This is a genomic window from Lysinibacillus sp. KU-BSD001 (assembly GCF_042920265.1).
Classification (GTDB): domain Bacteria; phylum Bacillota; class Bacilli; order Bacillales_A; family Planococcaceae; genus Lysinibacillus_B.
Genome location: NZ_JBDQZI010000018.1, coordinates 45388 through 70232 on the forward strand (window position 1 = coordinate 45388; position 24845 = coordinate 70232).

General features: G+C 39.2%; 21 protein-coding genes. 1 reads left to right on the forward strand and 20 read right to left on the reverse strand.

Annotation, left to right across the window (positions count from 1 at the left end; translation table 11 throughout):
• Nucleotides 1–162: 162 nt before the first annotated feature.
• From AAGS61_RS18930 to AAGS61_RS18945, 4 genes are all read right to left on the reverse strand, one after another.
• Entirely contained in the window at nucleotides 163–1362 is a 1200-nt protein-coding gene (locus AAGS61_RS18930; protein ID WP_391375618.1) for a DUF4097 family beta strand repeat-containing protein, read from the reverse strand.
• A 128-nt stretch (nucleotides 1363–1490) separates the two neighbouring features.
• Nucleotides 1491–4358, reverse strand: a complete 2868-nt coding sequence (uvrA, locus tag AAGS61_RS18935) for an excinuclease ABC subunit UvrA (protein WP_391375621.1) — start codon at nucleotides 4356–4358, stop codon at nucleotides 1491–1493.
• 6 nt (nucleotides 4359–4364) lie between these two features.
• Entirely contained in the window at nucleotides 4365–6347 is a 1983-nt protein-coding gene (uvrB, locus tag AAGS61_RS18940) for an excinuclease ABC subunit UvrB (protein ID WP_391375624.1), read from the reverse strand.
• 162 nt (nucleotides 6348–6509) lie between these two features.
• Nucleotides 6510–6755 carry an IDEAL domain-containing protein gene (locus AAGS61_RS18945; protein ID WP_391375627.1) on the reverse strand — a complete coding sequence of 82 codons (246 nt, stop codon included), beginning with the start codon at nucleotides 6753–6755 and terminating at the stop codon, nucleotides 6510–6512.
• 167 nt (nucleotides 6756–6922) lie between these two features.
• Here AAGS61_RS18945 and AAGS61_RS18950 point away from each other — a divergent pair, with 167 nt between their 5' ends.
• Nucleotides 6923–7426, forward strand: coding sequence for a competence protein ComK (locus tag AAGS61_RS18950; protein ID WP_391375630.1), 504 nt, complete (start codon nucleotides 6923–6925; stop codon nucleotides 7424–7426).
• 239 nt (nucleotides 7427–7665) lie between these two features.
• Here the strand turns inward: AAGS61_RS18950 and prfB are convergent.
• The 16 genes from prfB to AAGS61_RS19030 form a co-directional block, all read right to left on the reverse strand.
• Nucleotides 7666–8770 (reverse strand): peptide chain release factor 2 gene (gene prfB / locus AAGS61_RS18955; protein WP_391375708.1). Its coding sequence is split into 2 segments (ribosomal slippage): nucleotides 7666–8697 and nucleotides 8699–8770, totalling 1104 coding nucleotides; the frame shifts between segments, so codons are not numbered across the junction.
• Between the two features lie 198 nt (nucleotides 8771–8968).
• The gene (gene secA / locus AAGS61_RS18960) at nucleotides 8969–11479 is read right to left on the reverse strand and encodes a preprotein translocase subunit SecA (RefSeq protein ID WP_391375633.1); all 2511 of its coding nucleotides are present in this window, start codon (nucleotides 11477–11479) and stop codon (nucleotides 8969–8971) included.
• Between the two features lie 119 nt (nucleotides 11480–11598).
• Complete coding sequence (hpf, locus tag AAGS61_RS18965; protein WP_391375636.1) at nucleotides 11599–12150, reverse strand: ribosome hibernation-promoting factor, HPF/YfiA family; 552 nt, start codon at nucleotides 12148–12150, stop codon at nucleotides 11599–11601.
• Between the two features lie 85 nt (nucleotides 12151–12235).
• The gene (locus tag AAGS61_RS18970; protein ID WP_391375638.1) at nucleotides 12236–12625 is read right to left on the reverse strand and encodes a PilZ domain-containing protein; all 390 of its coding nucleotides are present in this window, start codon (nucleotides 12623–12625) and stop codon (nucleotides 12236–12238) included.
• Nucleotides 12626–12857: 232 nt separating this feature from the next.
• On the reverse strand, nucleotides 12858–13433 hold the full coding sequence (locus AAGS61_RS18975; RefSeq protein WP_391375641.1) for a competence protein ComK: 576 nt from the start codon (nucleotides 13431–13433) through the stop codon (nucleotides 12858–12860).
• A 657-nt stretch (nucleotides 13434–14090) separates the two neighbouring features.
• Entirely contained in the window at nucleotides 14091–15731 is a 1641-nt protein-coding gene (locus AAGS61_RS18980) for a phospho-sugar mutase (RefSeq protein ID WP_391375644.1), read from the reverse strand.
• A gap of 132 nt (nucleotides 15732–15863) precedes the next feature.
• Entirely contained in the window at nucleotides 15864–16268 is a 405-nt protein-coding gene (gene fliS, locus AAGS61_RS18985; RefSeq protein WP_391375647.1) for a flagellar export chaperone FliS, read from the reverse strand.
• A gap of 47 nt (nucleotides 16269–16315) precedes the next feature.
• Nucleotides 16316–16711 (reverse strand): flagellar protein FlaG, encoded by a 396-nt coding sequence (locus AAGS61_RS18990; protein WP_391375650.1) that lies wholly within the window; start codon nucleotides 16709–16711, stop codon nucleotides 16316–16318.
• A gap of 60 nt (nucleotides 16712–16771) precedes the next feature.
• On the reverse strand, nucleotides 16772–17131 hold the full coding sequence (locus AAGS61_RS18995; protein ID WP_391375653.1) for a flagellar protein FliT: 360 nt from the start codon (nucleotides 17129–17131) through the stop codon (nucleotides 16772–16774).
• A gap of 41 nt (nucleotides 17132–17172) precedes the next feature.
• Entirely contained in the window at nucleotides 17173–18717 is a 1545-nt protein-coding gene (gene fliD, locus AAGS61_RS19000; protein WP_391375656.1) for a flagellar filament capping protein FliD, read from the reverse strand.
• A 622-nt stretch (nucleotides 18718–19339) separates the two neighbouring features.
• A complete protein-coding gene (locus tag AAGS61_RS19005) occupies nucleotides 19340–20020 on the reverse strand; it encodes a cytidylyltransferase domain-containing protein (RefSeq protein ID WP_391375658.1) in 681 nt (226 codons plus the stop codon).
• Entirely contained in the window at nucleotides 20017–21066 is a 1050-nt protein-coding gene (locus AAGS61_RS19010) for a nucleotidyltransferase family protein (RefSeq protein ID WP_391375661.1), read from the reverse strand. Before AAGS61_RS19010 ends, AAGS61_RS19005 begins: the two co-directional genes overlap by 4 nt.
• 3 nt (nucleotides 21067–21069) lie before the next feature.
• A complete protein-coding gene (locus tag AAGS61_RS19015; protein ID WP_391375711.1) occupies nucleotides 21070–21693 on the reverse strand; it encodes an acetyltransferase in 624 nt (207 codons plus the stop codon).
• Nucleotides 21686–22756, reverse strand: a complete 1071-nt coding sequence (gene neuB / locus AAGS61_RS19020; RefSeq protein ID WP_391375664.1) for an N-acetylneuraminate synthase — start codon at nucleotides 22754–22756, stop codon at nucleotides 21686–21688. The genes AAGS61_RS19015 and neuB overlap by 8 nt, the downstream gene beginning before the upstream one ends.
• Entirely contained in the window at nucleotides 22753–23886 is a 1134-nt protein-coding gene (neuC, locus tag AAGS61_RS19025) for a UDP-N-acetylglucosamine 2-epimerase (RefSeq protein ID WP_391375666.1), read from the reverse strand. The genes neuB and neuC overlap by 4 nt, the downstream gene beginning before the upstream one ends.
• Nucleotides 23883–24788, reverse strand: a complete 906-nt coding sequence (locus AAGS61_RS19030) for a polysaccharide deacetylase family protein (protein WP_391375669.1) — start codon at nucleotides 24786–24788, stop codon at nucleotides 23883–23885. The genes neuC and AAGS61_RS19030 overlap by 4 nt, the downstream gene beginning before the upstream one ends.
• Between the last annotated feature and the right edge of the window lie 57 nt (nucleotides 24789–24845).

Here is a 24845-nt window from a genome sequence, read left to right on the forward strand (position 1 = left end):
GACACTCTATCCTCTTACATTCGATAAAAATAGCATAACCCCTTCTTTCAATGTAAATTTCTTGTAATAGTTTTGAAAACTTCGTGAATTCGTAAAATATCTTTGCTCGTTCAAAACAACACAACGAAAAAAGCAAGCCGCCTAAGCGACTTGCCCCCCAAATTATTCACCCTGTGTTGTGTAACGAACGATAATGGAACCTGTACGTGACTCACCAACTAATTTGAGTAATGGTGCATCGGTAATGATTTTATCGAAATGTAATGTTTTGAGTAAAAATTGGTCTTCTTCGACACGCGTTGTCACATCGGCTAATCCTACGTCTGTTCGACCAAAATTCGAAGTAACTTGCCCAGCTAGTGACACATTTTTGGGTACATATATTTCTACAGAGCCCGCCACTGTTCGTGCTTTCACTTTATGTGCGTTGGTAGAAGTTGTTGTCACTACTACATGACCATTAACAGATTCTGCCTCTACTTCTTTCACATCGCCATCAATGTACACACGGCCATTCGCTGTTTCCGCTTCTAAGTCTTGCCCTGCAACGTGACGCGCTTCAATCGCCCCATTCGCTGATTGTAAATCTGCATGCTCAAATGTTGCATGCTCTACGATGACATTACCGTTGTACGTTTTTGCTTTCACAATTTTGGCATCAATATCGTTTAATGTAATCCCACCGTTTAGTAAACGAACAATGAGCACATCATAATGCTTCTCCGGAAGTACTACACGCAGTGCCACATGTGCCATTTTTGCCTGTGTTGTCACTTCAATTTTGCCGTCTTTTAATTCCACAAAACGATCTGTAAAACGATCCATTGCTTCTTGCTCTGTCCCATTTTTGGATGTTTTGACATGTGCTTCAATTTGAATCGTTGATGCTGTCCCTTTTTCAATCGTTACACGACCGTTCGGAATATCAATTTCGAAGCCTCTTACTTCTTCTGCATTAAAGGCGTACGTTTTATCAAATTCCATCTTTTCACCGAACGGGAATTCAACATCCAAGTCCTTTACTTTTGACAGCGTCGTATTCATGAGCGTCATCATACGGCCGCTAAACTCCGATAAATCATGGCGTAACTCATGCATGAGCTCGTCCATCTTTTTATTTAAATCTTTGTTACCTAATTTACTAAATAAATCTTCAAAGCCTGTCGTTTTACGTTTCTTTTCTTGTTCAAATGTTGATTGCTGCCATTCATTTTTTTCTTGCATCGGCTCTACATATGTAGAAGGTGATGAAGATGGCGTGGAGTCTTTTTGTTTTGATAATGCCTCAAGCAATTGAATAGCCTCATCTGCTGAAATCGTTCCGTCTTCCACTAATTTTAAAATCCGTTTACGTTCATCCATCAAAAAAATCCTCCCTTTCGTCATTTACATCATTATACGATGCGGGAGGATAAAAAGTTTCATTCGGACTCTAATTAATTATTAGCTAAAATAGAAGTGGATTGCTCATTCACTTTACTTAGCGCTACTTATTTTACTTTCGCTTGTTCAATGATAGCCGCCATTCGCTGGCGATCACGCTGTAAAATCGGCTTTAAATAGCGGCCTGTATAGCTTGCTTCGACTTCACAAATTTCTTCTGGTGTACCGATAGCGACAATCGTTCCACCTTTATCGCCACCCTCAGGACCAAGGTCGATAATATAATCCGCTGTTTTAATAACATCTAAATTATGCTCAATAACAAGCACCGTCTCCCCATTGTCCACAAGGCGCTGCAATACTTTTAAGAGGCGAGCAATATCCTCGGCATGGAGACCTGTTGTTGGCTCATCTAAAATATAAAATGACTTCCCTGTGGAACGACGATGCAATTCTGATGCTAACTTCACACGTTGCGCCTCACCGCCCGATAAAGTCGTTGCCGGCTGACCAAGCTTCATATAACCAAGCCCGACATCCACAATTGTTTGCAATTTACGATGGATTTTCGGGATATTTTCAAAGAAGACGACTGCATCTTCAATCGTCATATCGAGTACATCGGCAATATTTTTTTCTTTGTATCGTACTTCGAGTGTTTCACGATTATAACGCTTCCCGTGACATACTTCACATGGTACATACACATCCGGTAAAAAGTGCATTTCAATTTTAATAATCCCGTCACCACGACAAGCTTCACAGCGTCCCCCTTTGACATTAAAGGAGAACCGCCCTTTTTTATAGCCCCGCACCTTCGCTTCATTCGTTGCTGCAAAGACATCCCGAATATCATCAAACACACCTGTATACGTTGCCGGATTGGAACGTGGTGTACGACCGATTGGTGATTGGTCAATATCGATGACTTTTTCAAGCTGTTCGATCCCTTTCACTTCTTTATGTGCACCGGGTTTCACTTTTGCACGATTTAATTTTTGTGCCAGCGACTTATATAAAATTTCATTAATCAATGTGGACTTCCCAGAGCCCGATACACCTGTTACCGCAACAAACAATCCAAGTGGCACATCCACATGTACTTTTTTCAAATTGTTTTCAGATGCGCCTTTAATCGTGAGCTTACGGCCGTCTAATGGGCGACGTTCAATCGGTAGTGGAATAAACTTTTTCCCGCTTAAATATTGCCCTGTTATTGATGCATCATTATTCATGACCTCTTGCGGTGTGCCTTGTGCCACAATGGTGCCACCATGTACCCCTGCACCAGGACCTACATCGATTAAATAATCAGCTGCCATCATCGTATCTTCATCATGCTCGACAACAATCAATGTATTGCCCAAATCACGCATATTTTGAAGCGTTGAAATGAGACGATCATTATCACGCTGATGGAGACCAATGGACGGCTCGTCCAAAATATAGAGCACCCCTGTTAAACGAGAGCCAATTTGCGTGGCAAGGCGAATCCGCTGCGCTTCCCCGCCAGAAAGCGTTCCTGCTGCACGACTTAATGTTAAATAATCAAGCCCTACATTCATTAGGAAGCCTAACCGTTCATTAATTTCACGTAAAATTAAACGCGCAATTTGCCGATCTTTTTCTGATAATACTAGCGACTCGAAAAAGTATTGTGCTTCTTGAATGGCATATTGCGTTACTTCCGCAATGTGCTTGTCACCCACTTTAACAGCAAGGGACTCTGGCTTTAAACGATAGCCTTTACAGCTCGGGCAAGCCTGCTCTGCCATATACTTTTCCATCTGCTCCCGTACATAATCAGATGTTGTCTCTTTAAAGCGGCGTTCAATATTTTTTAATACCCCTTCAAATTCAACCATTTGTGAATGGGTACGCCCATAATCATTCGTATACGTAAATTCGATTTTGTCTTTACCAGAGCCGTTTAAAATTTTGTTTAATTGCTCTTTAGGTAGCTCTTTTACAGGCACATCCATAGGGATTTGATAATGTGCACATACCGCCTTTAGTAACTGCGGATAATACTGCGAACTTGTCGGTTCCCACGGGGCAATGGCATGCTCAAGTAGTGTACGGTCCCAATCTGGAATGACTAAATCCGGATCAACCTCCATTTTCATGCCGAGCCCGTCACAGGATGTACATGCCCCAAACGGACTGTTAAACGAGAACATGCGCGGCTCTAATTCTCCAATCGAGAAGCCACAATGTGGACAGGCATGATGCTCGCTAAATAATAGCTCCTCCTGCTCCATCACATCGACTAATACACGCCCTTCTGCTAAACGAAGAGCTGCTTCTAGTGAATCACTTAACCGCGTGGCAATTCCTTCTTTTATCACAATCCGGTCCACGACTACTTCAATCGTATGCTTTTTATTTTTATCGAGTTCAATATTGTCATCTAAATCTCGTAACTCACCATTTACGCGAACACGTACATAGCCTTGCTTTTTTAAATCTTCTAATAGCTTCACATGCGTCCCTTTTTTCCCTTCTACAATCGGTGCTAAGAGCTGCATTTTTGTACGTTCTGGATATTCAAGTAAACGGTCCACCATTTGCTCAATTGTTTGCGACGTAATTTCAATGCCATGATTGGGACAAACCGGCTTACCCACACGTGCAAATAGCAGACGTAAGTAATCATAAATTTCCGTTACCGTACCTACTGTCGAACGCGGGTTACGACTCGTTGTTTTTTGATCAATGGAAATCGCGGGTGATAATCCTTCAATTGTGTCCACATCTGGTTTATCCATTTGTCCAAGGAACTGCCGTGCATAGGCCGATAAACTTTCTACGTAGCGACGCTGCCCTTCTGCATAAATCGTATCGAAAGCGAGTGACGATTTACCTGATCCCGATAAACCTGTTAATACAACAAGTTGATCACGTGGAATCGTTACATTAATATTTTTTAAATTATGTGCCCGTGCACCTTGTACAACAATTTCGGTATTTTTCACGTTTTGTCACCTTTCTGCTTTCAGTTCAAAAATCGTATCACGTAGTTCTGCCGCACGCTCGAAATCAAGCGCCTTTGCCGCATCTTTCATTTCGATTTCAAGTGTTGCAATGAGCTTGTCTAACTCTGCTTTCGTCAGCTTCTTCCCTTTCGTCACTTTTGTGACATACGTTTCTTCCGCTTCCGCCGCTTGTGTCGCACGAATAATATCAGGAATTTTCTTAATAATCGTTTGCGGCACAATGCCGTGTTCTTGATTGTATGCTTCTTGCATCGAGCGACGACGCTTCGTTTCATCAATCGCTTTTTTCATAGAATCTGTCATATTATTTGCATACATGAGGACATGCCCATTCGCATTACGTGCGGCACGACCGATTGTTTGAATTAACGAACGCTCCGAACGCAAGAAACCTTCCTTATCTGCATCTAAAATCGCGACTAACGATACTTCCGGAATATCTAGTCCCTCTCGTAGTAAGTTAATACCGATAAGGACATCGTACGTGCCTTTACGCAATTCACGAATAATTTCAATCCGTTCGAGCGTCTTAATTTCCGAGTGCAAATATTCTACTTTTAAGCCCATTTCTTTTAAATAATCCGTTAAATCTTCGGACATTTTTTTCGTTAATGTCGTCACTAACACGCGCTCATTTTGACGAATCCGTTCATGAATTTCATCAATTAAATCATCAATTTGTCCTTCGATTGGGCGAACGTCAATCGTTGGATCAAGTAATCCAGTCGGGCGAATAATTTGCTCTACCATCTCAGGTGTATGCTCTAGCTCATACGGTCCAGGTGTAGCCGATACATAAATCGCTTGCGACACTTTAGACAAAAACTCATCAAACTTCAGTGGACGGTTATCGAGTGCAGACGGCAAACGGAAACCGTGGTCGACTAACACTTGCTTTCGCGCTTGGTCTCCGTTATACATCCCGCGCACTTGTGGTAATGTGACGTGACTTTCATCGATAACGAGTAAGAAATCTTCTGGGAAGTAATCGAGTAATGTATACGGTGTTGCGCCTGCTTCACGCAACGTTAAATGGCGCGAATAGTTTTCAATGCCCGAACAAAAGCCCATTTCACGCATCATTTCTAAATCGTAATTAGTCCGTTGCTCGAGACGCTGTGCTTCTAATAACTTGTCTTCTGCGCGGAATTTTTCAAGCTGCCACTCTAGCTCTACTTCAATATTGTCAATCGCTTTTTTCATTTTTTCCTCGCGTGTGACGAAGTGAGAAGCAGGGAAAATCGCTACATGCTCACGCTCACCCAGCACTTCACCAGTAAGGGCATCAACCTCGCGAATACGGTCTACTTCATCCCCGAAAAATTCAACGCGAATACAATGCTCATCACGAGAGGCAGGGAAAATCTCAACGACATCCCCGCGCACCCGAAATGTTCCACGTGTAAAATTGACATCATTGCGCTCATATTGCACATCGACAAGCCTTCGTAGCAATTGATTACGCTCTATCTCCATCCCTGTCCGAATCGATACGACCATCTCACGGTATTCTTCTGGTGACCCTAAACCATAAATACAAGATACCGATGCGATAATAATGACATCTCGTCGCTCAAATAATGCTGATGTAGCAGAATGTCGCAGTTTATCAATTTCGTCATTCACACTCGAATCTTTCTCGATATACGTATCGGTTTGTGGCACATACGCTTCTGGTTGATAGTAATCGTAATAGCTCACAAAATATTCAACCGCATTATTCGGGAAAAACTCTTTAAACTCGCTATATAATTGACCTGCAAGTGTTTTATTATGCGCCATCACAAGAGTTGGCTTATTCACTTCTTTAATCACATTCGAAATTGTAAATGTTTTTCCTGTTCCGGTTGCACCGAGTAATGTTTGATGGCGCTTGCCGTCTTTTACTCCCTTCACGAGTTCCGCAATCGCTGTAGGTTGATCGCCACTCGGTCGGTAGCTGGACTGTATATCAAATGTTTCCCTCATTGTCTATCGTCCTTTCTCTATATCCGTAAACATATTTTAACATACCCTATTACAATAATCGACAAATAAACGAACGTATATTCTATTAAATATTACTAGAAAAGCAATTCACATTAAATAGGCACAAAAAAATCGCTACGAAATATCCGCAGCGATTTTTATCTATTCTTTTTTAATTTCTTCCTGTAAACATTGTAATTCTTCACAATATTGCTGGAATGCTTGTTCATTTCGTTCATCTAATGATATATCGATGAGTTGCTTTAGCTGGTCAATGCGTTGTAGTCGCTGTAACCTGCCTAAAAATAAATCCAAATAAATGTCGTTCAACAGCTTTTCACTTTCCATTTCCTTTGGGTATTGCCCGACCGCTCGTAAAAAATCTGTATACGAATAATATTTATCCATCGATATCACCCCGATACCCTTTTTGCTATTATACAAAAAATAAGGTCCAATTTGCAATATTTTCTGAATAATTAAATTTAAATTTCAGAATTTTCTAATTTTATATTGCTTTTTATTTACGAATGAGTATTATTGTAAATAACCATGCTAACAAAGGAGGGGTATAATTGACTAGACCACACGACTTCACACCAGATTACACAATCAATCGTGATACGTATCTACTACAATCTATTCGCCACGGCCAAAAAAATCATACACTTGTTTATGAAAAAAGAGGCATTTTTCATGTACCCAAAAAATCTCTTAAACTCGTAGACAACGCTTGCAAAAGTATGGGCAGCAGCTATCGCACAGCTACCGAAAGAGCTAAACAACTCCTTGCAGACAATAAACATAAGCTCCCTATTGTCATTGGTGTAGATAGCGGCTACCAACCGTACATCATGTTTCCTCTCTATTCACCTAGATCTGAGCATAATATTTGGATTGCCTATAACGCGGTCACAAATATTATGAATCATAAAACACATGTCACAGTGACCTTTAAAGATAAGATCGATATCAATTTGCCAGTCTTAATTTCCTCTTTCAACAATCAATATGTCACGGCAGCGATGTTATTTAAAGCTGTTTATAAAGATTGGCACCGTTTTAACCCACCTATGTAACCTGACATATTCGCTTTTCATTGCGAGGGCGTATATTTGAATATCGATACATACTATAGCATTTACATACAGAACAAGATATTCCATTACTGCCACCATGACGTATACATATTATTCCCCCTGTACATACGCCTTTGCATTTTTTAGATGGTTGCCCATGTATTTTAAATCAAACCCAAGCACGTTCTAGTACAAAATAAAAACGCCTAGCCTTAAGTGACTAGACGATTCTTAATGGATTATTTAGCGATTCTCGAACGAAGATATGCGTTAATGAAGGCATCTAAATCACCATCCATTACAGCGCCAGTATTCCCTGTTTCTTCATTTGTACGGTGATCTTTTACCATGGAGTACGGATGGAAAACATATGAACGAATTTGCGAGCCCCAACCGATTTCCTTTTGCTCACCGCGAATTTCAGCTAATTGTTGCTCTTGCTTTTCAATTTCTAATTGATACAGTTTCGCTTTTAACATTTTCATTGCATGCTCACGGTTTTTAATTTGTGAACGCTCCGATTGACACTGTACAACAACCCCTGTTGGTGTATGCGTAATACGAACAGCTGAATCTGTTGTATTAATATGCTGACCACCAGCACCTGTCGCACGATACGTATCAATTTTTAAATCTTCTGTACGAACTTCGATTTCGATTTCATCGTTAAACTCTGGCATCACGTCACATGATACGAACGATGTATGGCGGCGTCCGGATGAATCAAACGGCGAAATCCGTACAAGACGGTGTACACCTTTTTCTGCTTTTAAATAGCCATAAGCATTATGACCAGAGATTTTCAACGTAACCGATTTAATCCCCGCTTCATCACCAGGTAAATAATCCAGTGTTTCTACTTTGAAGCCGCGCTTGTCTGCCCAACGTGTATACATACGCAGTAGCATCGAACCCCAGTCTTGAGACTCTGTACCTCCAGCACCCGGGTGAAGCTCTAAAATCGCATTATTTTTATCGTAGGGCTCCGATAATAGCATTTGCAGTTCGAAATCTGCCATTTTCACTTCAAATTGGTCTAATTCTGATCCTAGTTCTGCTTGTAAATCGTCATCTGGCTCTTCTTTTAATAGCTCTAACGTCATTTCAAGATTTTCTTGCGTTGATAATAAATCGTTATATTCATTCACGATGGCTTTAATGCCATTCGCTTCATTAATAACCGTTTGCGCTGCTTGCTGATCATTCCAGAAATCAGGCATTAACATCATTTCATCCAATTCTTGAATACGTGCCTCTTTGTTTTCTAAGTCAAAGAGACCCCCTGAAGTCCGCTAACTTAGTAGCTGTAGTTTCAAGGATATTTCTTGCTTCTGCTAATTCAATCATCATTCAAAATCCTCCAAGTACAAATTAGAAAAACACATCTCGACCGCTTTTTGGTCGAGATGGTGTTTTAGTGTATCATGCACGCTCTAGTATACACTCACGCTGAACGAGCAAAATCTCACTCTATACAGGCATAATTCAGCCGAACGAGCATAACCACTTAAATATAACTCCTTAAACAGCAACAGAATTTTTTTATTCTGCTACCCCGTGACAGTTTTTATACTTTTTGCCACTACCACATGGACATAAATCGTTACGGCCGATTTCTGCAGCTTTACGAACCGGCATTTTTTTCGGCTTTGCAGCGCCCTCTTCTTTCGGATTCACCGCTTGCCCTTTCGCTACTTCTTCGCGTTGTAAGTTGTTGCGAATTTCAGCTTTCATCGCATACTTCGTCACATCTTCTCGAATGGAAGCAACCATGTCCTCGAACATCGCAAAACCTTCTTGCTGGTATTCACGCAGCGGATCATTTTGACCGTATGCACGTAAATGAATCCCTTGACGCAGTTGATCCATCGCATCGATATGGTCAATCCATTTCGTATCAATGGCACGAAGTAAAATGACTTTTTCGAACTCGCGCATCCGTTCAGGCGTTAATACTTCTTCCTTCTCATTATAACGAACTGTGACAACTTCTTTAATTACATTCACGATTTGCTCAGCTGTTAAGCCTTCAAAATCAGTGACAGTTAACTCCCCTTCATCCAGTAAGTTCCCCGAAATGTAATCGACAAGCGCCTGTAAGTTCCACTCTTTTTGTTCACCTTGTGTATGAATCGCCACTGCATTTTCAATGGACTCATGAATCATATTCTCCACAAGGCCGCGCATGTTATCTGTTTCCAGCACTTCTTCACGTTCTTTATAAATTACTTCACGTTGCTGGCGTAATACATCATCGTATTGTAATAAACGTTTACGCGCATCAAAGTTGTTACCCTCTACACGTTTTTGGGCGGATTCAACTGCTTTTGACACCATTCTCGATTGAATTGGCTGTGAATCATCCATCCCGAGCTTTGTCATCATATTTTTCATATTGTCAGAACCGAAACGGCGCATTAAATCATCTTCTAAAGACAAGTAAAACTGTGTCACACCGACGTTCCCTTGACGACCTGAACGACCGCGCAACTGATTGTCGATACGGCGAGATTCATGGCGTTCTGTACCAATAACAGCTAAGCCACCAACCTCTAGTACGCCTTCACCTGGTTTAATATCCGTACCACGACCGGCCATATTCGTCGCAATCGTTACGGCCCCTTTGTTCCCCGCATTGGCGATAATTTCCGCTTCACGCTCATGGTTTTTCGCATTTAATACATTATGTGGAATTTTATATTTCGTTAGTAATTTCGAAATAATTTCAGACGTTTCAATGGCGACTGTACCGACTAAGATTGGCTGCCCTGCTTGATGACGTTCTGCAATATCTTTCGCAACTGCTTCAAATTTCCCTTGCATCGATGCATAAATTAAATCTGGCTTATCATCACGTGCAATCGGCTTATTCGTTGGAATCACGATGACTTGCATGTTATAAATATTGCGGAATTCCTCTTCCTCTGTCTTCGCTGTACCAGTCATGCCAGAAAGCTTTTCGTACATACGGAAGTAGTTTTGGAACGTAATCGTCGCCATTGTCATCGATTCATTTTGGATATCTAACGCTTCTTTTGCCTCGATTGCTTGGTGTAAACCGTCTGAATAGCGACGCCCCTTCATTAAACGCCCCGTAAAGCCATCAACGATGATTACTTCGCCGTCTTGCACAACGTAATCGACATCACGATGCATAGATACATGCGCTTTTAATGACTGGTTAATCGCATGATTCAAGCGAACATGTGATAAATCAAATAAATTATCGATGCCAAATGCACGCTCTGCCTTCTCAATTCCTGCTTCCGTTAATGTTACACCTTTGGAAGATTCATCGTAATTGTAGTCCTCTTCGGCTTTTAACATACGCACAAATGCATTCGATTGTACATACAGCTGCGCCATTTTGCCAGCCTGTCCAGAAATGATTAACGGCGTACGTGCCTCATCGATTAAAATCGAGTCGACCTCATCAATTACGGCATAGTGAAGCGGGCGCTGTACTTTATCTTCCTTGTACAACACCATATTATCACGTAAATAATCAAACCCGAGCTCGTTGTTCGTTGAATACGTAATATCCGCTGCATAAGCGTCGCGTTTAGCATTTTTATCTAAACTATTTAAGTTCAAACCAACTGTTAAACCAAGCCAGTTATATAGCTCGCCCATCTCTGTTGCGTCACGTGTTGCTAAGTATTCATTGACTGTCACAACATGGACACCTTTACCTGTTAAAGCATTTAAGTAAACGGCCATTGTGGCCGTTAACGTTTTCCCTTCCCCGGTTTTCATTTCCGAGATATTGCCGTCATGTAACGATGCAGCCCCCATGACTTGTACACGGTATGGGAACATGCCTAATACACGCTTCGCTGCTTCACGCGCTACCGCAAATGCTTCTGGTAATAGCGCATCTAACGATTCCCCATTTTCATAACGTTGTTTAAAATCTGGTGTTTTCGCTTGTAGTTGCTCATCTGAAAGACTAGCCATTTGACCCGCTAACGCCTCTACCTGATCCGCAATCTTTTCTAAGCGTTTTACTTCTTTTTTATTGAAATCAAACATTTTATTTAAGATGTTTAGCATGAATTGTCACTTCCCGTTTAGTATCACATTTCATTTTAGCATTTAGGTATGAGGTGGTGCAAACTGACAGCCGTAAATAAGTAAAAAGCCCTCGCGTTACACGAGGACTTAGTGTTTCGTTAAGTTGTTTCAATTAAGCCGTATTTTCCATCTTTTCGTTTGTACACAATGTTCGTGCTGTCTGATTCTGCATCTGTGTAAATGTAGAAATCATGACCAAGCATGTTCATTTGAAGAATCGCCTCTTCTTGATCCATTGGTTTTAGGTCAAATTGCTTTGTACGAACAATTGCGTATTCTTCTTCCTGCTCCACTTCTGCCCCAGGTTGCACAATATTCGCAAAGTGTAAACCAGCACCCTCACGCTCACGGAATTTACGGTTTACTTTTGTTTTATGCTTACGGATTTGACGCTCTAACTTATCCACAATTAAGTCGACAGCTGCGTACATATCGTTATGACGTTCTTCAGCACGAAGCGTCACATTTTTCATCGGAATCGTTACTTCTACTTTCGTTTGTTTGTCATTGTACACTTTGAGGTTAACGTTTGCTGTTGCATTGACGTCCTCATTAAAATAGCGTTCAACTTTATCCACTTTCGTCTCTACATACTCGCGAATCGCTGGAGTTACCTCAATGTTTTCGCCACGAATGTTAAACTTTAGCATGTAAACTCCTCCTTCATTACGGCTATAATACTTAGTTCGACAATCTTACAAAGAATCCTGCTTATTCGAAAAATATTTTTTTAATTTACCCATTAATTTTCGGTTTTAAAACTTCCTTACGTCTCCGCATTTTCAGCTCACCAATAATTAAATTTTCGATAGCAGATTGATCATAAAAGACAATACCATAATGATACCCGCTTCCGAAATTTTTAGACCATACAACTTCACCAACTGCTTTAATTTGTGTCGTATCAAGAACAAATGAAATTTCTAACTGCAACATATCATTTTTATGCTCACTTAAATCGACTTCCAATCTCAGCTTCATACCGCGTGGACTAATGTCTAAAACCTGTCCTGTGGCAGATGTTCCATCTCCATGTAACGGCTTTCCGTTGATAAGAATCACGATTTTCGCTTCAAGCGGCTCACCAAATGCGTAACGAAATCCTTCTTTTCTTTTAAATAGCATGACACTACCCCCAATTGCTTACTCCTACTGCTTATTATCTTATACTTAGTAAGATGTAGTCTATCACCTTATTCACTATTTTTACCACATTTTAAATGCATAATTTAAGTAGTAAAATACTAATTTTTTCCTTTTATATGACAATTTATTGTTATTTTATAAAATAAAAAGACTCCTGCTCTTTAGTGTAGAACAGGAGTCTTAAAGTTTGCTTAAACTGCATCAATACTACTTACAGTTCCTCATAGCCTTCTTTCTTTTCCTTAACCGTATATGCTACTCGATAACCATCACAAACAACAGTAATCTCTTTACGCGGCTTTCCATAAATAAATGGTTGTGAATATTGATTATCTAAAAATTTGGAGCGCAAAATATGCGCTGTATGCCATCGATTTTTAAATGACCGCAAAGAAACAGGGATAGTTATAGAAAGTCCTCCATGTAAAATCACCTTTGTCTCTTCTTGACTAACAGCAAGCGGTATCTTTATGGCGTGTAATGCAAACCAAACACAATCTATATTAGCCGGTGATTCTGAAGGAAACCAAACAATTTTATGTTCAAGATCAATCATGAACGGAAACATACTAGTCGACCCTAACATTGCCTCTGCCGCATCTTTAGCACCACGTAAACTAGAGCCAATTCGAAATAAATTGTCATTAAAAATAGCAAGCGGTGGTTTAGGATGATGATATATTTGCTGATCATGCAAAATAACCGAATGAACTTCTCCATTGTCTGTTGAATGTGACCAAATAGCAGATGACTTCATTGTCAGATTAAACTTTTCAAATTGTTTCACTGTAAAAATCCCCCTTTTTTAAAATTAGTTACTTTAATTTTAGAAAAAAAGGAGTATACTTAGCTTAAGGCAGGTATACTCCTGTCTTCTGAAACCCTTGAGCGCAGTCTTGCCGGACCTAGCCGCTTAAGGGTTTTGCTATGTCTTTACGGAAATCGCTCACATTTTTCTCACCTCCTTTACTATAAAATAGGTGGTCAAAACAGCAATCTATTCCATTTCAATGTTTTAAGTGGGAATCATACAATACTGCAAAAGGAGAGTAGGTGTATATTACAATTAAAATATGGTGACTCTTTTATTCTCCCAGTAATTTCTTCAAACAAAACAAGTAAACGATCGTTACCATTGTGTGAGTTGTTACCCGAATGCATTCCATATCAAAATGTAATTTGTGTAGTGTTCATCTAGAGGATTATTTTTAATACATGTACTGCGGAGATATTTACATAAAATTTTAGTTTTTCATGACAATTTTCCCCCTTTTATTTACCATACTATAAACATATTAAACTAAATTTAGGAAAATTGGAATAATTTTCTGAATTTTAAGAAAAAAATTTTTGAAATGCCGAAATGTAGCCACGTTATAACTTCTACTGAGAAAGAACAAAAGCCACATTCAGTCAATCCCAAATGCGGCTCATAATGTAGCAATCATTGTAAATACAATCTCAATGATGCTTGCAGTTGTTCCATTCGCTTCATACTAGCTGTTTCACTTTGTGCTTTGACCCCAATATAAAACTTACACTTCGGCTCTGTACCAGACGGGCGCACACAAATCCACGATTCATCGGCTAACATAAACTTCACGACATCGGCTTTCGGTAGCCCGTTTATGTTACCCAGTCGGTAGTCTTCCATTTGCTCAACGGCTATACCTGCAAATGAGGTTGGGGGATGTTGGCGGAATGTCTCCATAATGGAGGCCATTTTTTGCTGCCCTTCGATTCCTTCAAATGTCAATGATACAAGCGCTTCCTTGTACCAGCCTAACTCTTCATACAAATGATAGAGCACATCCAGTAATGTTTGCCCTTGTGCTTTATAATACGCAGCCATTTCTGCGGTTAACAGCGCCATTTGTACAGCATCTTTATCTCGAACAAAATCCCCCGCTAAGTATCCGTAGCTTTCCTCATAGCCGAACATAAAGGCATACTCGCCTGTTTGTTCCCACTCCGCAATCTTCTCTGCAATGAACTTAAAGCCTGTTAATGTATTGATTGTTGTCACACCATACTTACTGGCAATCGCTGTTCCTAACTCTGATGTGACAATCGTTTTAATCATTGCGGCATTTTGTGGAATACATTTCGTTTGTAAAATGTAGTTTAACAACAATGCACCAAGTTGATTGCCCGTTAAGAACTTATACTCACCGTCCCACACAGCAACGCCAAGACGATCTGCATCTGGATCTGTCGCAAGCAGTAAGTCTGCTTCCACTTGATATCCAAGCGCAATCGCAAGTTTAAATGCCTCTACCTCCTCTGGATTTGGATAGGCAACGGTTGGAAACTCACCAGACGGAATCGCTTGCTCCTCCACAATATGCAGATTTATAAAACCCGCTTCTCGTAATGCGCGTGTTGTCGGTACAAGACCTGCCCCATGTAAAGGTGTGTATACAAGCCGTAAAGCTTTCTTCCGTGCTGTGGCAAACGATTGTAATGCCGTGTTATACGCATCATCTAGCTCGTCTAACATTTCCATACAGAAGCCAGAAGCTAACAATTGTTCACGAGGAAGCGCCTGAATCTCAAAAATATCTTCCACCGCATTCATATGGGATACAATTTTATCGGCAAATTGCGGTGTGAGCTGTGCCCCGTCCTCGCCGTACACTTTAAAGCCGTTATACTGCTTCGGATTATGACTCGCTGTAATGACCACACCTGCATAAGCATGTAATTGTCGTACCGCAAAGCTTAGCTCAGGTGTAGGACGGGTTTCAGTAAAGACATAGCTTTTAATATGATGCGCGGCTAAAACGCCCGCTGTCTCATAGGCGAAAGCCTGTGAGAAATGCCGCGTATCATAAGCAATGACCACACCGCGTCGTTTCGCTTCTTGTCCTTGCTGCTCGATTTCACGCGCTAACCCTTCAGCGACGAGACGAATCGTATGGATGTTCATGCGATTTGTCCCCGCTCCCAGCTTCCCGCGCATACCGCCTGTGCCAAATGGAACCGTTTGATAGAAGCGATCAGCGATTTCCGTTTCGTCCGTAATGGCTTGTAGCTCATTCTTGTAAAAAGAAGATTGTACCCACTGATGATATACCGTTTTCATCATAAAACCTCACAATCGTTTCAAGTTAAAAGGTGATAAATATTACCTACTATGTATATGCTCTGATACTTCCAATATACTCTTGATGACAGCAAAAAGGACCCAACTTTGACATAAGCGGGTCCTTTTCTTTTAAACTTGCTCTACATTCTCATATTGCTGCTGGCGTGTAATTTTAATAACTTCTTTCCATGTATCACGGAATTCCGTTACTAAACCTTCTACCTCTTCAATAATCGCTACATCATTTTGAATGTTCGCTTCAACAAGGCGACGGTTCATGTATTCATATAATGGGAGCATTTGCTTCGAGATATCGATGTCCATGTTTAACGTTGTCATTAATTCATCGATAATTGCTCCTGCTTTTAGAATATTTATATTTTGCTCTTCAATATTTTTATTCTGCATCGCTACTTTTGCTTTGCCTAAAAATTTAATACAACCGTTGTATAACATTAAAGTTAATTCCCCTGGAGATGCGGTTGTAACACTGTTTTGTTTGTATGCATTTTGTGCTGCTATATTCGCTGCCAAAAAGATCCACTCCTTAAAAAGAATTGTTAAATATAAATTAAGCTACATTAGATTTTTTCGTCTACAATCATTCCAACTAACTTTTGCATTTCATAAAATGCATTTAATAAACGCTCAGGCGGAATCTCTTTTATTACTTCCTCCGTTTTTGAATCTACTAAGCGCACAAAATATCGATTAAGCCCTTCGTGAAAAACAAACTTAGAATCCTTCTGTTCAGTTTGTAAAAATTCATTAATAGACTCTACAGCGTTTTCTAACTGCTCTTTCGTATATTCTTTCTTTTCTGACCCATTATTTTTGCCACTTGATTCTGTCGTTCGAGACTTTTCTTGTAATTGAGCATTCGATGTTTTTTTAGAAGTATCAACAGGTTTATGTTGTGCTACGAGCGTTTGACCTGTGTTTAATGGCGCATCCATCCTTTGTAAATCAACATCCATAGGACATTCCTCCAAGTCCATTCATACTTTATAATGTTTTTATCGACTGAACTACTACTTTTAATTCTTTTTATCATAATACATGCCATCCATTACACGTACGGTAGCATATGGATTATAATATTGTACTTCATTTTTCTTGGCATTTTGCAAATTAGCCAAATCTCGCTTAATCGAATCCATTACTTTCGTCAATCTCTCTAGAATACCTTTGTCTAATTCTTTCAGTGTACAATGCATCTGATTTTGCTCATCAAAGCGAAACCCTTTATCTACTACCGTGTCAATGCTTAACTTGCGTTGATCTAGTAATTGATGGATTTGCTCAATATATTCATCGCGTTCTTCATTACTAGGTATATCCCCCAACATCTTATACAAGCGCACTGATATTTGTAATAATTGTTCTACAGACTGCATAGTACACCCCCTATCTCACTTAATATATAGCTTTATCTTCCTTACATAAAGATACTTGCCTGCTCACTTGCTTTATTCATCGCTTGTTCCATTGCTGTGAATTGTTTCCAATATGTTTGTTCAATTGTTTCCAATCTTCGTTTTAAATTATCCATTCTCTCGACAGTTGATTTTAGATCGCGACCAATAGCAAACTTATCCTCCGACATATTAGAACGACCCGCTTTAGTCTCAATAGCAAGCTTGAAGCTAGTTAATGAATCTCGAATCTTTTTCACAAAGCCACGCGTATCTGCTTCAACAGTGATTTCTACTCCTGTACTTGAATCTACTTTCGTTACAGTACCATTTGCATCTCCTGTACTTGTTAAAAGTTGCTCTACAGCCTCTGGATTTTCCGTTAAAGCTTTTCTTAATTTATCTTCATCGATTTCTAACATACCACCATCGTTGTAGTTTTTCGTTGTTGTAATACCAATTTTGAAAAGTGTATCAAAATTAGAATCTTCTACACCAGGGTTAGATTGATAGATTAATGACCTCATGTTAGACAAGCCAGCACGTAAAATACTATCCCTACTTAATAGTCCACTTTTCGCTTTTTCATCCCAAAGTTTTACTTCGCTTTCTGACAATTCTTTTCTTTGTTCCTCTGTTAAAGGCGGATAATCGCTATAGCGTGTTTCTTTTGTTTGATTCGTTAAATCTTTGACAAATTCATTGTAAGTTTTAACAAAATCCTTCACCTTGTCTACCATTTCATCTATATTACTCGTAGCAGAAATAGAAACAGGTGTATCTTGATCAAACTTCTCCTTTAACGTCAAATTATAGCCAGAAATAGAAATTTGATTAGTTGTGCGCTCTGTTTCGATACCATTAACTGTGAATAAAGCGTTTTGACCTTCTATTATCTTTGCTTTTTTACTCGCATCTGGGTTAAATAAATCATCCGCTGAAAATCCAAGCGCATCCGCACCTGTAAGTACAATTTCTGGTCCATCTTTTACATCACCTGTATTTTTAGCTGTAAAAGAGAAGCGTCCATTTTCAAAAAGAGCTGTCACTCCTGCATTACTAGAATTGACTTTACTAATGAACTGATCTATCGTCATATCTTCTGTAATATTAATTTTTGTATCTCCTTCTGCTAATAATCCATTACTTTGGATTGCATTAATCTCAATTGTCGAGCCCGCTTGTACACCTAACTCACTTAATTTTGTTGAGCCTGTCGCACTTTCGTGTTTTTGTGCCCCTATTAAACGACCAGCTGAAGCTAATTGCTTCACTTCCTCAACACTTATAGTACCAGTCGCGCTGCCTGTTGCTTTAGCATCTACTAATTTAGAGTTCGAACTAGCAGCCGTTTTGCTATTAAGCTCCTTCAATACTAAGTTATCCGCCATATACGTATCAAACGTTTGAATCTTTGTATTGACTGCTCGATAAGCATCGCGTTGCCATTCTGCAATTTGTTTCTTTTGAAATAGCTTATCTAGCGGTGCTCTCTGTGTTGCCATCATTTTTTTTACAAGCCCATCAACATCCATACCTGAAACTAAACCGCCAATTCTATTTACCATGATTCTTTTCCTCCTTCATATTCAACCATAAAAAACTCATCGCAATCTCAAAAATTATCTTTTTACTCTAATTTATGACCCTTCTTTTACAGGAAATCTATCACATAAATTCCTTGAGCCTGGTTACCATACAAGTACTATTACCAATATTATCGACTAAAATCGAAAGTATTATAGCTATTGTTAGAAAGATTTATAAGGAAATAAAAGTGCCTCTCACAAACTTTCACTTATAAGAGACATTTTTAATCAGGAAGTTAGAACTAACTCGAAATGCAAAAAAACAACCTTTTTTCAATAAAATGGAGGAAAAATCAAACGTAAAAGTCGAAAATAAACAATCGAAAATTATTGAAGCTTTTTTCCCCTCCCTCTCTAATTATAATTTTTATGTAAAAATCTCATCTTTTTTCCCCTCGTTTTTCTCCATCCTACTGTTCTGGGTATACGGCTTATAAATAAATAAGTGACAACCAGGGCCTATCACCCTAAGTTGTCACTTATTTCAAAATTTAGATTGTTTTTGTGATTTTTTCAGCATCAATCGATACTTATAGGTGATAGGGTAGACTTGAGTGATATTTGAAAAAAACGAGGGAGCGGGACTTTGGTTATGGAATAATTATATAAAACCCTTCATCATCCACTCACAAACAAAAAAGTCTCGTTCCACATCAATATCAAAAGATCGTTCCTCTGGCATTTCATAAGCAATTGTTGTGGGCGTTAGAAAATTTTTCGTTTTCTTTAATTCTTCCACCTTCGCCACATATATAGCACCGTTTAATATATAAGCTTTCGGTAAATCTTGCCTTCTTACAACTAAAGGTGTATCTATTAGCGGTTGCATTACACCGTGTTCTTTGAATGTGTACATCCAGTAAGGCGATTGTGTCGCTTCTACTACAGACACACAAAAAGCAAGCTCATTTTCTAGTATCTTCTCAATAGCTCCATCAATATCTTCTGTTGTTCTTAAAGGAGAAGTCGGTTGAAGTACTACGACATAGTCATAACCTGGACATTGCTCTATTGCGTGTAAAATAGGCGCTACACCAGGTGTATCATCCGCAGCTAAATGAGCGGGTCTCATGAAAGGAACTTCTGCACCGTATTCTTTCGCGACTGCATAAATTTCTTCATCATCTGTCGAAACAATCGTTGTCGTAATGTATTTCGATTTTTTAGCCGCTTCAATTGTCCAAGCAATGAGCGGCTTTTCTGCTAATAGTTTAATATTTTTGCGTGGCACACCTTTTGATCCACCACGCGCGGGAATTACGGCTAAAAATCTCGTTGTCATATATCTAACCTCCCAAACTCTTCATTCGCTCGGTAAAAATCATCCATCTGCCCAATATCCAGCCAATACTCATGAATTGGAAATGCAGCTGTTTTTTTCCCCGCTACCATTAATTGCTCAAACAATGTTGGCATATCATAAAATTCATCTTGTGGTATAAAATCTAATGCTTCAGGACTGAGTATATAAATTCCTGCATTTATAAAGCTACGGTGTACAGGCTTTTCTTTTATATTGATGAGGTTCGCCCCATCTGTTTCAATCACACCATATGGTATTTGAAACTCATACTCACGCACACACATCGTTGCGATGGCTTCATGTTCTTCATGAAATTGCATCAATTGATCGAAGTTGATTTGCGTCAACAAATCACCATTCATGACAAAAAAAGGTGCTGTCGGACGCTCTTTTAACAATGACAAGGCGCCAGCTGTTCCCATTCTTTTTTGCTCTTCAACATAATCAATCGTGATTCCAAAATCATTGCCATCTTGGAAATAGTCTTGAATCATCTCTTTTTTATAATTCACCGAAAAAATAAAGTTCGTATATCCATGTTGCTTGAAACTATCGACAATTGTTTCGACGATTGGCTTATTGCCAACTTTTAGCATTGGTTTCGGCACATCATTTGTCAAAGGACGTAGACGTGTGCCAAGACCACCGAGCATCAGCACAACACTGTTATTGTTTTCGCTCACACTTTGCCACTTATCAAGGAACAACACATCAATCAATTTATGCTTACTATCAACAATCGGCAATTGCTTTAGTTTCTTCTTTTGCATTAACTGTTTATACTTATAAGGTTTTTGTCCGGCTAGAGCTGTAATTGGTGTTGCGTTCATCACTTCTTCAATCGCTACATCGAGCCCTTCACCGCGTAAAATACCACGCCGAATATCCCCATCTGTCACAGTACCAAGCAAATGCTGTTCATCGTCCACAACAATGGCAAACTGAAGTGAAGATGCATCAATAACTTGCATTGTTTCGAGCAGTGTATAATTCTTTTGCACGATAATTTGTTGCCACTTTTTCATTATTTACACTTCCTTTGCTGGCACGCCGTACGCAACCTTGTTATCTGCTATATTTCTCACAACGACAGCACCTGCTCCTAATAAACAGTTCTTGCCAATCGTTATATTTTGAATAACAGTAACGCTTGTCCCGATATGCGTACCTTCACCGATAGTCACTGCACCAGATAAAACTGCCCCCGGTGCGATATGTACGTGCTGCCCAATCGAACAATCATGATCAAGTTGAGCACCTGTATTAACAATAGTATTATCGGCAATTTTGACATTGGTTTGAGCAATTGTACCCGCCATCATTTGTACACCTTTACCTAAAATAACAGACGGCGCAATTATAGCAGTCGGATGAATGATAGATTTAAAATGATAGCCTAGCTGTGCAAAGTGTTGATAAATTTCAGCTCGTAAACTATTAGGACCTATCATACCAATTCCTAAGACGAGCTCGATTTCATTCTGACGATATTGCAGCACAATATCGTCTTTTCCTAAATAACGAAGTTGAAAAGCATTATCTTCTTCACTTGGTGCTGTAAAGCCTATAAATTTTTCGCCTTGCCCTAGCAAAGTCTCTGTTAGAACCGATGCGTGTCCACCGTTGCCAATGATAATGAGCGGTTTATTCATCAATCATCGCGTCCTCTTCGTAATTTTTACTAGCAGTTTTACCGATATATGCCCAGTACTGTGATGGCGCGATGCCATTACCAGGTCTTTTTACGGTTAAGTTCGTACACGAGAAAATCTCTCCTGCTCGTATCGCCTTTTTGGCAACTAAACTTTTGCGAGCTGGCTGGCGATTTTGCAGCTCAACTGTTGTCGGCTCTTTTACACCATCACCGAGTGCCTCTTCAATTTCACGTATCCCCTGTACCATAGCTTTCAACTCTTGTGGGTTTAATGATGCGACATGGTCAGGGCCTTCCATCTTCTTATCTAATGTAAAATGCTTTTCAATAACTGTTGCACCCATAGCTGCAGCTCCGATTGGTATAGTAATACCTTCCGAATGATCTGAAAAACCAATAGGCACCTGGAATGTTGTACGCATTTCATCCATGACCTTTAAGTTAATAGAATAAACGGGTGCTGGGTATTGTGTTGTACAGTGCAGTACTGTTACATATTTTTGTAGTAGCTCTTTCGCTGTCAATGTTTTATAAAACGCTTCAACTTCAGCTATATCAACATCTTGCTGTGGATAAGCAAGACCATATGCAATAAATGCTAGTGCTTCATGTATCTCGTCCACTGTCGCCATGCCTGTTGATAAAATAATCGGTCGCTGCTTTGTCGCAATGTAATGAATGAACGGCGCGTTCGTTAGTTCACCGGAAGGGATTTTCACAGTTGGCATCGCTAATTGCTCTAATAAAAAATCGACACTTTCTAAGTCAAAAGGTGTCGATAAAAATTCTATTCCTTTTTCTTCACAATATTGCTGAAGCTTTGTAAACTCTTCAAATGTTAACTCCAGTTTTTTTAACATGTCATATTGGGAAGTGGCTTGCTTTAAATTTTCAACCTGATAGTCTGCTTGCTTTGCGGTTTTTGTTACTAAATTTTCTGCTTTAAATGTTTGAAATTTTACAGCATCCGCGCCTGCTTCCTTTGCGACATCAACAAGTTTTTTGGCCATTTCAAAAGAGCCATTATGGTTGACACCTGCTTCTGCGATAATATATGTCATAGGTCATAAAACTCCTTTTGAATTTTATAATTTGAGATTACCTTCAACTGCTTGTAAATTTGCTCAGCTGTATGACCCTCACCGAATATTCTCTCATACTCCAGATCGGCTGTTAGGGCATAATCTATAGCACGTTTAATTGAGTTAACAGTTAAATCGCAATCAATAACAGATGCTGGGCGCTCTCTTCCCTTTTGTCTATCGCCACAGTTAACTGTCGGCGTTTGTAAATACGGTACCTCGATTAAGCCGCTTGAAGAATTACCAACAACAAGAGTAGCTTCTTTCACTGCACTTAAGTAACGAATTTGACCTAGCGAATCAAATAACTTTGAAGTATTTGGGTTTTCTAATACAAACCGACTAATCTTTTCGTTAATTTCTCGGCCACCATTATCAGCATTTGATTTTGTAAAAATTAAATGATATTGCTGCTGATAACTAGCTAGTACTTCTAATAAACTTTCTATCCCATCAAATTCTCCGTTTGTTTCCGGATGATAAGTAATTAAAAAGAACGGCTTATTATGAGTAATTGCCAGCTCTTTATAAATCGTTTCGCGATTCATTAAATCTAATTGTAATGTGTGGTCTATCCCAATTGCCCCAACATTAAAGACACGCTTCGGATCCTCCCCAAGCTGAATCACACGTTTCCGATGCCCTTCTGTACTTGTAAAATGCCACGTCGCCATTTTGGTAATCGAATGACGAATGGCGTCATCATACGCACCGAATGTACATTCCCCGCCATGAATATGTGCGATTGGAATTTGCATAATTAGCGCTGTTTGTGCTACGGCAAGCATTTCAAAACGGTCTCCTAAAATTATTAATAGGTCCGGCTTTAGACGTTCCAAGACATCTGCAAAACCAATTGTAGCAAGCCCCATCGATTTTACAACAGCTGTTGATGTATCTGAAGATAATAGCATCTCTACTTTCTCTTTAATATGAAAGCCATCTTCCTCAATTTGTTTGTATGTTAAACCAAATTCAGGGGATAGATGCATGCCCGTTGGAACAATTTGAAGTTCAAATTCATTATCTTGCTGAATGAGTTTCATCAGATTTGAGAGCAGACCGTATTCTGCTCTCGTCCCTGTTACAACACAAATTTTACGTTTCATAGTTTCATTCCTTCTTTTTCAAGAAACTGCTCTAGCTTATTGCAATCCACACGATGATGCCAAAAATCATCATTCGTCATATCGCAAAATCCTTCAATCGTTGTAAACCCACCTATAAAACCATTTTCTTTTAAAATAGGCGTTAATTCTTTCATCATCTGTTGCGTATTTTGCCCTCCTCCAAAAGATGGTGTATACCATTTTGGTGCTTCTCCTAAAAGCTCTGTTAAATATTCCTTACAAGGTTTTATTTCACTATCATAAAAAATTTGCGCATTTCCTTCATAAGGACGATGGTGGACACAATGCACACCTATTTCCATGCCATTTTCATGCATTTCAATAATTTCATTTGGACTAATATAAAAACAATCAATAAATTGATCCAACGAACCATAAATTTGATACACTTTTTCTTCTAAAAATTCTCGACATTGTTTTTCTAATAGTAAAAAATTTAAAGTATACTTATTATATCTTCGATAAATATCTTTTTCATAATGATAGATAGCGCTAATTTTTTCTATATTTGATGGGATTTCAAATTTCTCGTTTAGTTCGTTCCATAAATCCTTGTCTTTAACTTTTGAAAGAATAGCATGTACTAAATGAAAAATAGGTATTTTTCTATCTACTAATGGACCTGACATAATCGTAAAATAACCCTTTACGCTTTCCTCTTTCAAAATTTGATAAGCATTTGTATATTGATCCTTCGTAGCATCATCAAAAGTTACTAAAAAATAATTACTATCTTTAAAACATTGCGTTGGAACATTAACAATGTAATTTTCTTTTCCATACTTTATTTGATTTCTAAATTCTTCTGGATCAATTGGCACACTACCTTTAAACTCTTCTTGTTTCATTACATAATGGTACATTACCGCTAAACTTCTCACAATTCCCTCCAAATAATTAACGAAAACTCGTAGATTTTAAAACTTATCTACGAGTTA

Excerpts from the sequence above, each read along its gene's own strand:
- neuB (WP_391375664.1), bottom strand. The coding sequence starts at position 22,756 with ATGACATATATTATCGCAGAAGCAGGTGTCAACCATAATGGCTCTTTT.
- AAGS61_RS19015 (WP_391375711.1), bottom strand. The coding sequence starts at position 21,693 with ATGAATAAACCGCTCATTATCATTGGCAACGGTGGACACGCATCGGTT.
- fliD (WP_391375656.1), bottom strand. The coding sequence starts at position 18,717 with ATGGTAAATAGAATTGGCGGTTTAGTTTCAGGTATGGATGTTGATGGG.
- secA (WP_391375633.1), bottom strand. The coding sequence starts at position 11,479 with ATGCTAAACATCTTAAATAAAATGTTTGATTTCAATAAAAAAGAAGTA.
- neuC (WP_391375666.1), bottom strand. The coding sequence starts at position 23,886 with ATGAAACGTAAAATTTGTGTTGTAACAGGGACGAGAGCAGAATACGGT.
- uvrB (WP_391375624.1), bottom strand. The coding sequence starts at position 6,347 with ATGAGGGAAACATTTGATATACAGTCCAGCTACCGACCGAGTGGCGAT.
- AAGS61_RS18980 (WP_391375644.1), bottom strand. The coding sequence starts at position 15,731 with ATGAAAACGGTATATCATCAGTGGGTACAATCTTCTTTTTACAAGAAT.
- AAGS61_RS18930 (WP_391375618.1), bottom strand. The coding sequence starts at position 1,362 with ATGGATGAACGTAAACGGATTTTAAAATTAGTGGAAGACGGAACGATT.
- AAGS61_RS18995 (WP_391375653.1), bottom strand. The coding sequence starts at position 17,131 with ATGCAGTCTGTAGAACAATTATTACAAATATCAGTGCGCTTGTATAAG.
- AAGS61_RS18970 (WP_391375638.1), bottom strand. The coding sequence starts at position 12,625 with ATGCTATTTAAAAGAAAAGAAGGATTTCGTTACGCATTTGGTGAGCCG.
- AAGS61_RS19005 (WP_391375658.1), bottom strand. The coding sequence starts at position 20,020 with ATGACAACGAGATTTTTAGCCGTAATTCCCGCGCGTGGTGGATCAAAA.
- hpf (WP_391375636.1), bottom strand. The coding sequence starts at position 12,150 with ATGCTAAAGTTTAACATTCGTGGCGAAAACATTGAGGTAACTCCAGCG.
- AAGS61_RS18945 (WP_391375627.1), bottom strand. The coding sequence starts at position 6,755 with ATGGATAAATATTATTCGTATACAGATTTTTTACGAGCGGTCGGGCAA.
- AAGS61_RS18990 (WP_391375650.1), bottom strand. The coding sequence starts at position 16,711 with ATGGATGTTGATTTACAAAGGATGGATGCGCCATTAAACACAGGTCAA.
- AAGS61_RS19010 (WP_391375661.1), bottom strand. The coding sequence starts at position 21,066 with ATGAAAAAGTGGCAACAAATTATCGTGCAAAAGAATTATACACTGCTC.